Origin of the sequence: Flavobacterium pygoscelis (assembly GCF_023162025.1) — a bacterium.
In the GTDB taxonomy this organism is placed as follows: Bacteria; Bacteroidota; Bacteroidia; order Flavobacteriales; family Flavobacteriaceae; genus Flavobacterium; species Flavobacterium pygoscelis.
This window is the reverse complement of record NZ_JALNUB010000022.1, coordinates 1-8596: the sequence shown is the minus strand read 5'-3', so window position 1 is coordinate 8596 and position 8596 is coordinate 1. Positions and strand designations below refer to the sequence as shown.

General features: G+C 28.2%; 9 protein-coding genes. All 9 read left to right on the top strand.

What is annotated here, in order from left to right; translation table 11 throughout:
* Positions 1 to 189 precede the first annotated feature (189 nt).
* Positions 190 to 1020 (top strand): DUF4747 family protein, encoded by an 831-nt coding sequence (locus tag MW871_RS15970; RefSeq protein ID WP_248429339.1) that lies wholly within the window; start codon positions 190 to 192, stop codon positions 1018 to 1020.
* Positions 1017 to 1529 carry a hypothetical protein gene (locus MW871_RS15965; protein WP_248429338.1) on the top strand — a complete coding sequence of 171 codons (513 nt, stop codon included), beginning with the start codon at positions 1017 to 1019 and terminating at the stop codon, positions 1527 to 1529. The genes MW871_RS15970 and MW871_RS15965 overlap by 4 nt, the downstream gene beginning before the upstream one ends.
* A 167-nt stretch (positions 1530 to 1696) precedes the next feature.
* Positions 1697 to 2998, top strand: coding sequence for an erythromycin esterase family protein (locus MW871_RS15960; RefSeq protein WP_248429337.1), 1302 nt, complete (start codon positions 1697 to 1699; stop codon positions 2996 to 2998).
* 186 nt (positions 2999 to 3184) lie between these two features.
* A complete protein-coding gene (locus MW871_RS15955; RefSeq protein WP_248429336.1) occupies positions 3185 to 3694 on the top strand; it encodes a YegJ family protein in 510 nt (169 codons plus the stop codon).
* A gap of 163 nt (positions 3695 to 3857) precedes the next feature.
* Complete coding sequence (locus tag MW871_RS15950) at positions 3858 to 4577, top strand: hypothetical protein (protein ID WP_248429335.1); 720 nt, start codon at positions 3858 to 3860, stop codon at positions 4575 to 4577.
* A gap of 719 nt (positions 4578 to 5296) precedes the next feature.
* Entirely contained in the window at positions 5297 to 5728 is a 432-nt protein-coding gene (locus tag MW871_RS15945; RefSeq protein ID WP_248429334.1) for a hypothetical protein, read from the top strand.
* A gap of 352 nt (positions 5729 to 6080) precedes the next feature.
* Positions 6081 to 6761, top strand: a complete 681-nt coding sequence (locus MW871_RS15940; RefSeq protein WP_248429333.1) for a hypothetical protein — start codon at positions 6081 to 6083, stop codon at positions 6759 to 6761.
* 893 nt (positions 6762 to 7654) lie between these two features.
* Entirely contained in the window at positions 7655 to 8161 is a 507-nt protein-coding gene (locus MW871_RS15935; RefSeq protein ID WP_248429332.1) for a hypothetical protein, read from the top strand.
* Between the two features lie 7 nt (positions 8162 to 8168).
* Entirely contained in the window at positions 8169 to 8339 is a 171-nt protein-coding gene (locus MW871_RS15930; RefSeq protein WP_248429331.1) for a hypothetical protein, read from the top strand.
* The last annotated feature ends 257 nt before the right edge of the window (positions 8340 to 8596 follow it).

The following is an 8596-nucleotide window of genomic DNA, read 5'->3' as shown; positions in this document are numbered from 1 at the left end:
CTAACAGCCGTTACAAGAAATTTGGGTATTTGGCTTAATTTAAATTTGGTTTTGTATTTGGAAAATTTGTGCTTAATGGAAAAATCTCGCATCTTTAATCCCAAACTTCTTGTAGCGCCAAGACGTTGGTGGCAATTTTACCGCAGAAACGAGAATTTAACAACATAAAAATAAATAAATCAAATACTTATGCCTAAAATGTACTTCAATAGGTTACATCTAAATGTTACCGAAAATCAACGTAAAGATATTTTTTTAATTGATGGAATCCGAAGTGAAGCGTCAGCGGGATATAATGATTATTCATATAAAATAGTTGATGTAGTAACATATGAAAATTACATAAAAGGTTATTTGATAAAGTATGACCCTTACGGTCGTGGAGAAGTTCTTGACGAAATTACAGGAACCGTTATACGAGGTGGTACAGTTAATAATATAGTTGGGAAATCACTTTTCATAATTAACACCGCAGAAATGATTATTGCTTTTGAAGAGATTAAAAACCTAATTTCAAAAACAATGTTTGAAAGAATGTTCATAAATCTTTTTAAGACTAATCATCAAGGAAAAACATTTGAGTTTTCCATATCTACAATTAGTGAAAAATATTCTTTTATTGAGAAAGTTAAAAAATTACACAACATTAATCGTGTTTCCATAATGTTAGTACCATCTAATCCGAATAATGCTGATTTATGGAGAGATACGGATGAAAGAATGCAGGAAAATAGAATTACCAAATATAGAGAAGTTCAAGAATCCTCAAATGATGAAGGAATTATTATTGACGATGAGACTATTGCAAAAATGGCTATGTCTGAAGATGGTTATGGTGTTGCATCTGCTCAGGGAAAAGATGAGGAAGGCAATCTACTGACAATTACAACAACCTCGAAAAGACAAGAAATAACTCAAGTTTTACCCGATAACGTTGAAAGAGGAAGTTTTCCAGGAATAATTAATTATCTTAGTCGTACTTTTGAAAGAATCAGAAGTAGAACAAATCATCAAGAATGAGAAGATTTAAAGCAATAATTCTTAGTTGGGATTTTGGGATTACACTTTTGAGTGTTTTCGCAACATATTTAGTATTGCCTGAATATATCAATATGAATTTTGCTCTTTCATTTTATAATGTAGCAATGACAGTACTTTCAATAATTTTCTCTTTGTTTTTTACAGCAATGGCAATAATTATGTCATCTTCTGACAATGATTTCATTGAGTTTTTAGAAGAAAAAAACACATTTACAGAACTACTTTGGTCATTTAAGTTCACATTATTCGTTTTATTTTTAAGTTTAATCTTGTCGATAATTTTATATTCGGGAACTTCATATTGGATTGAAACAAATCATAATGAAACTTGGCTTCAAGATTATAAACTGCTTTTATTACTACAATTTTGTTTTTTATATGGTATGATTGCAACTTGGTTTTCTATAATGGATACAGTTAAATTTTCTAAATATCGTTCAGATTTTTTAAAAGAACAGAAAACAAAAAAACAGAAAACAGAAGAATAAAAACTGCCACCAACAGCCGTTTGGCGAGATTGGGGTTTTAGTGGAATTAACTTTTTTTATCATATCTTCGTTTCGGCAGAAAATACTCTGCTATAAAGTCCCCAACCTCGCCAAGCGCCAAGACGTTGTACGCCATTTTATAAAAACCGAAGAGAATTAAATAAATTATGATAAAAAAAACACTTTTAATTTTCAGCTTTATTGTTCATCTAAATCTTTATTCTCAAAATAAAGAAACAATAGACTGGTTGAACCATAATTCTATAGAGATTGAAGATGCAAATCCTAATTCTGAAATGATATTTTTCAAACAAAACGAACCTTATAAATTTGCTAATGCAAAACTTTATGGGTTTGGTGAAGCATCACACAATACCAAAGAATTTTTTGATATAAAAGCCAAGTATTTTAAGTATTTAGTAAAAAATCATGGTTTAAAAATTTTTATAATGGAAGAATCATACCAAGCTGAATCCGGAATAAATGAATGGATAAGTTGCGGTAAAGGTGATGTAAAAACAATTGCTAATAATTTTAAAACTGGATTTTGGTATACTAAAGAAATTGTGAATCTGTTGGAATGGATGCGAGAATATAATGCAGGTAAATCAATAGATGAACATATACGTTTTTATGGAATGGATCCTAAAGGAGGTGAAAAAATTAACCAAGAGATACGAAAATTTATCAATCATAACAATATCATGATTGAAGAATCCTTGTTAACAGCTGCTGATAGTTGTTCCAATAAAACAATTGATTATAGCATAAAAGAAAGTTGGTGGCAAACCCAGATACCAAAATTGCAAGAACTAAAAAGACAATTAATACAATCAAAAAAAGAAGGTAAAGAATATAATTCTGTAATAAGAAGCTTAGTTCATCTTATAGGTTATACTGAATATGCCTCATTGGTTGGAGAAAAATATCCCACAAGTACTGAATTTAGAGATTTAAAAATGTTTGAAAACGTAAAATACATTATGGAAAAAGAATCAAAAAATGGAAAAGCATTCATTTGGGCTCATAATGAACATGTCAACAAAAGTGAGATGTATTATACTGGTAGTAATATTATTAATTTAGGTCGTCATTTAAAGGATTATTATAAAGATGATTATTACAGTGTAGGTTTTGATTTTGGCATCGGTAAAATAAATGGCTATGTTATAGATAAAAAGCAAGGAAACCACTGGGAAACTTATGAAATAGAAAAACCATTTCCTGGAACATATGCTAGTACATTGATGTCAGTAAAAAAAGGTATTTATTTTTTAGATTTAGAGAATGCTAAAAAAAATGAACCAACTAAATTCTTTAAAAAAAAAGCTAAACAATTATTAATTGCTGCAGGCGGTTATCAACCAAAACCTTTGCACAAAATTATGGTTGGTAAAATATATTCAGAAACTTATGATGGTTTAATTTTTGTAAAAGCCATATCAATACCTAATTACAAATTAGATTAAAACCAAAACGGCGTACAACAGCGGTTTGCATAAATGGCGAAATATGTGGTAAATTCACATTTATCTTTCGCAAGAAATTTTATTTTAACCGAAAATAATCGGTCACGAAGTTCGCCACTTATGCAAGCCGCAAAACGTTATGTGCTATTTTCGCGCACCAGAAAACTTAACCGAAAAACTATATAAATGAAAAAAATATTATCAATAATTGTCATTCTAATATTCGCATTGAGTTGCAATAATATTCAAAAGGGAAAATTAGAAAGAGAAAACGAACCTGACATAATTGGAGTTGAAAGTGATGATTCAGAAATGAATTTAGCAACAGAAAAAGCGAAACTAAATATTGAAAATTTTGATTCCGCACTAAAAAGTAATAACCCGAAATTTTTAAATTTTTCTGTAAAAAAGCCTTATAAAACTGAAAATGGAAATGAGCATATTTGGATTAGTGATGTTGTTTTGAAAGGAGATAAATATTTAGGTGTCGTTGGAAATACTCCCGAATATACGAGTGAAATAAAATTAGGAGATTCGGTTTTAGTTGAGAAAAGCGAAATTTCAGATTGGATGTATATCGAAGAGAATAAATTAAGAGGAGGATATACAATTCGAGCGTTAAGAAATAAAATGTCAAAATCTGAAAAGAAAGAATTTGACAATGAAAATGGAATGATAATAGAAGACGAAAAATAAAAACAGCACATAACAGCCGTTTGTAGCAATTGGGGTTTTAGGCTTAATTTAAAAATGGTTTTGTACTTGGAAAATTTGTGTTTAATGGAAAAAACTCGCATCTTTAGTCCCCAACTGCTACAAGCGCCAAGACGTTAGGCACAATTATTAAAAAAAAAATAACATGACCTCAGAAAAAATAATAGAAATAGTAATCGAAGTAATTTTATTTTTAGTTGCTTCATATTTTATTTTTTATAAATCTTGGTTGACTTCTTTAGGAAATGAAATCGCTAAACTTTCTACTATAGAAGAGCTTACAAAATTGACTGAAAATGTTAAAGCAGATTTTAGTGAAAAAATGGAAACATATAAAAGTAAATTAAGTGAAGAATTAACTATAAAAATTGAACCGCTAAAATCTGAATTAGCTAAAAATAATATAACTCATCAAATACAATTTAGTTTTTTACATGAAGAAAGAGGAAAAGTAATATTAGAATTATACAAAAAATTAATTGAACTTCATTCTGCAATGGTTGATTGGACTAATTTTTTGCATCCTGTTTATCAAGATGCTAAAAAGGAAAGCCAAGATAGAAGTACAAGAGCAGACAAAGCAATTACTGATTTCAAAAACTTCTATCTTCATAATAAACTTTTCTTTTCTAAAAATTTTTGTAAATATATCGACGAAATTTTTAAGGAATATTGGGAAAAAGGTTGGGATTTCGGTTATAATCAACAAAAAGTTAGAAGTGGCGAATTAACGAGTGAATATCATAAACTCTATTCAGAACAAATGTCTACTATTTCTAAAGAGTTAAAAGAAAATTTACCAGTAAAGATTGCAGAAATAGAAGATAAATTTAGAAAAATATTAAACGTTGAAGAAGAAGAATAACTGTGCCTAACAGCCGTTACACGAGATTTGGGTATTAGGCTGAATTTAAAGATGGTTTTGTACTTGGGAAATTTGTGCATATCCGAAAAAACTCGCATCTTTATTCCCAAACCTCGTGTAGCGCCAAGACGTTAGGCAACATAATTTGAGCGCGAAAATTCTACAGAAAATATTCCTTTAAAATCTTGAAATTTAACTAAACAAAACTTAAGAAAGCAACTTTGGCAAAAATTGAACAATAACCAAAATGAATCGAAAAGTTGGAATAGTTAGCAGAATTACATTGCATGTTGGCATTTTAAATTTTTTACAAAGTGAATGGAAAAGTTGAAACATTTTGCGGAATTGCATTGCATATTGGAATTTTAAAATTGGAACGAAAAACCGAAATTAACCTAAAAATAGAATCGTAAAAATTGGAATTTAAAACAAAAAATATTTTTTCAGTTTAGCGCGGTAAAATAAAAGGTTGGAATTTGAAAATTGGAATATATAGCCGAACTGAATCGGTAGCTAGAATGGCAGAATATGATAAATATTATTACGTTGCCTAACAGCCGTTTGGCAAGATTGCGAATTTTCCAGTAAATTCATGTTTTGCTTTCGCAAGATATTCTATCTTAGCCGAAAGAACTCGGTTACGAAGTTCGCAACCTCGCCAAGCGCCAAGACGTTGGGTGATATTTTGGAAAGAATAAATATAAAATATTGTAAATCAAATGAAAGCGCTAATAATTACTTTTCTTTTAATATCTGCATATGTTACGACAATTAGTAGGTCAATGTTAAATCAAAGATATAAAAAGAGAATAATATTAGCTGTTGTAAGTTTTATTTTTGGAATATTATTTGAAATAATATTAATAGAGAAAGAGAATTTTTTATATCTTTTATTTGGATTATTACCATTATTATATATTTTTTATTATGAAATACTTCGAGTAATTTTTAAACCAATAATAGGTAAATTTCCTTACTCTCCTTTTAGAGAAAAACTTGGTGCAAGAGTGTTAGGTTCAGGTTATCCAAAGAATAGAAAAGTAAAATTTGTAGATTATATTTTTGGAATCTCTCTCATTTTCCTTCCACTTATAACATTGATTTTATTAAGTACTTTATTGAATCATTACTTTATAAAATCTCATTATTAATGACACTGAAAAAATTCCAAAAATTCTCTAATAGGAAGTTAGTTTATTAACTAGAAAGTTTAATAGCCTAATCTTAAAAATAAACTAATCAAATTAACCCGCATAATTAAAATTTAAAAAAGAAACTTTACTAAATGAAAACAAAATGAAGTTTAAAAGATAAATAAATAGAAAAAAAAACATCACCCAACAGCCGTTTGGCAAGATTGCGAATTTTGTGGTTAATTCATATTTTTCTTTCGCAAGATATTCTATCTTAGCGGAAAGAACTAGGTTACGAAGTTTGCAACCTCGCCAAGCGCCAAGACGTTGTGCGTCAGCTTGGTAGGAACGCGAAAATAAAGAACTTAGAATGATTGAAGAAATAAAGAATATCGTCGAATTATTTTTAGACAAATCAAAACATTGGACATTAAGAGCAGGAGTTTTTATTTCTATTATTGGAGTATTATTTATTTTGGACTTTTCATTAGATTTAAGTTATAATTATTACGTTAATAGTAAATTAGAGAATTTGGAGAAAATTCAAATTTTAAAAAAAGATTATTCAAAAGACACCTTAAAACTTAAAAAAATACTTTTTTTAGAAAATAAAATCATAAATAAAAAACATTATTCAGAATTTATATTCCCAGATTTATCTTTGCCAAGTTTTGATTTTAGTTATTTAACTAAATCTACTCCAAAAATAAATGACAAAAAACCAACTAAAACAATTATTGTAAAATCCACAATTAAGAAAGTTAATTTACGCTCTTATTATTGGATGTTATTTTCTTCAAATTTTCTTTTAGTAATAGTGTTTGTTGTAATGTTGTTTATGCCATTGTATGGAAAAGAGCAACGTACATTAAAATCAATTTCAGGATGGTTTGCCGGACTTGTTTCATTATCTGTTATGATGTTCATTATTACTTGGGTTGCATTTAAAATTCCATTAATAGGAAACAATCCTATTTATAATTATATTTTAAATGCAGTTATACATATAATATTTCTAATAATTGTAGCTAAAAATAACAACAATAAATAAAAAGCCGAACGCACAACAGCCGTTACACAATAGTTGCGAATTTAGTGGAATTAACGTTTTTTATCATATATTCGTTTAGCAGAAAATACTCTGCTACAAAGTCGCAACCATCGTGTAGCGCCAAGACGTTGTGCTTCAGTTTGGCGCAACGAACAGAAAATGAAGACATAAATTGAAAAATATGCAAATAAAAACATTTTGGTCAATTCTAATTAAAATCATTGGTTTGTGGATATTATTCACTTGCATTTCAATAATACCTCAATTTTTTTCAACTTTCTCCTTTATAGATGGAAACCTAAATATTGAAAGTTTACTATCACTTTGGTTTATGCTTTTTGCCTCAATTTTTATTTACATTCTAATAATTAGAACTTTTCTTTTTAAAACAAATTGGATTATTGATAAACTGAAACTCGAAAAGAATTTTACAGAAGAAAAAATAGATTTAAACTTAAAAAGTTCAACTATTTTGACAATTGCAATAATAATTATTGGTGGAATAATTTTAGTTGAAAGTTTACCTAGTTTTTTCGCAAGGTTATTTGACTTTTTCCAGCAAAAGAATCTATTAAAAGATTATCGCGACACAAGTTGGTTAATTTTTTATTTTATCAAAATTATTATTGGTTATTTGCTTCTCACAAATGGAAAAAATTTAACTAAATATATTGAAAAGGAAAGTTGAAAAATAGTAATAAATAAAAAACCGAACGCACAACAGCAGTTTGCAAAAATGGCGAAATATGTGGTAAATTCACATTTATCTTTCACAAGAAATTTTATCTTAGCCGAAAATAATCGGTTACGAAGTTCGCCACTTCTGCAAGCCGCAAAACGTTGTGCGACAGTTTGGTGCAACGAACAGAAAATCAGTACATAAATCGAAAAATATGCAAATTAAAACATTTTGGACAATTTTACTTAAAATTATTGGTTTGTGGACATTGTTAAATTGTATTTCAATAATTCCTCAATTTTTCACAACTTTATCATTTACAAATGGAAATTTAAACATTGAAAGTTTACTATTAATTTGGTCAATGCTTTTCAGTTCAATATTTATTTACCTTTTAATCATTAGAGTTTTCCTGTTCAAAACAAATTGGATTATCGAAAAACTAAAACTTGAAAATAATTTTACAGAAGAAAGAATAGATTTAAATTTAAAAAGCTCAACAGTTTTGACAATTGCAATAATTATTTTTGGTGGAATAATTTTAGTCGATAGTTTGCCAAGTTTTTTCTCAAGATTATTTGACTTTTTTCAACAGAAAAGTTTATTAAAAGATTATAATGATACAAGTTGGTTAATCTATTATTTTTTCAAAATTATTATTGGTTATTTACTTCTGACAAATGGAAAAAAGCTAACTAAATATATTGAAAAAGAAAGTTAAAAAAAATATGAAATATATAATAGTAACTGATTTTGGTGGTTTTTTATGGTGGTTAACAATTAAATTTTGCAAAACAAAACTTGAAGAAGAACAAGGCGAAAAAAATTGGGCAAGAAATATAATTTTTCTAATTACAATTGGAATTTTAATAGCATTTATAGTTATAAAAGTATTTTGAAGAAATAGAATCGGGAAAAAAACCGATCGCACAACAGCCGTTTGCCAAGATTGGGGATTTAGTGGAATTAGCGTTTTTTTACTACATTTACGTTAAGCCGAAAATACTCGGCTTCGAAAGTCCCCAACCTCGGCAAGCGCCAAGACGTTAGTGGCAAGCTTAAAAAAAATCGCGAATAAATGAAATATCCAGCTATAGAAAGTATACTTCCAAGATTAGAAAATCACAAGGCAGAATCACTTAATAATTTGTCTATT

Bases quoted from the DNA above. Each gene is read 5' to 3' on its own strand.
- MW871_RS15970 (WP_248429339.1), top strand. From the start codon at position 190: ATGCCTAAAATGTACTTCAATAGGTTACATCTAAATGTTACCGAAAAT.
- MW871_RS15965 (WP_248429338.1), top strand. From the start codon at position 1,017: ATGAGAAGATTTAAAGCAATAATTCTTAGTTGGGATTTTGGGATTACA.
- MW871_RS15960 (WP_248429337.1), top strand. From the start codon at position 1,697: ATGATAAAAAAAACACTTTTAATTTTCAGCTTTATTGTTCATCTAAAT.
- MW871_RS15955 (WP_248429336.1), top strand. From the start codon at position 3,185: ATGAAAAAAATATTATCAATAATTGTCATTCTAATATTCGCATTGAGT.
- MW871_RS15950 (WP_248429335.1), top strand. From the start codon at position 3,858: ATGACCTCAGAAAAAATAATAGAAATAGTAATCGAAGTAATTTTATTT.
- MW871_RS15945 (WP_248429334.1), top strand. From the start codon at position 5,297: ATGAAAGCGCTAATAATTACTTTTCTTTTAATATCTGCATATGTTACG.
- MW871_RS15940 (WP_248429333.1), top strand. From the start codon at position 6,081: ATGATTGAAGAAATAAAGAATATCGTCGAATTATTTTTAGACAAATCA.
- MW871_RS15935 (WP_248429332.1), top strand. From the start codon at position 7,655: ATGCAAATTAAAACATTTTGGACAATTTTACTTAAAATTATTGGTTTG.
- MW871_RS15930 (WP_248429331.1), top strand. From the start codon at position 8,169: ATGAAATATATAATAGTAACTGATTTTGGTGGTTTTTTATGGTGGTTA.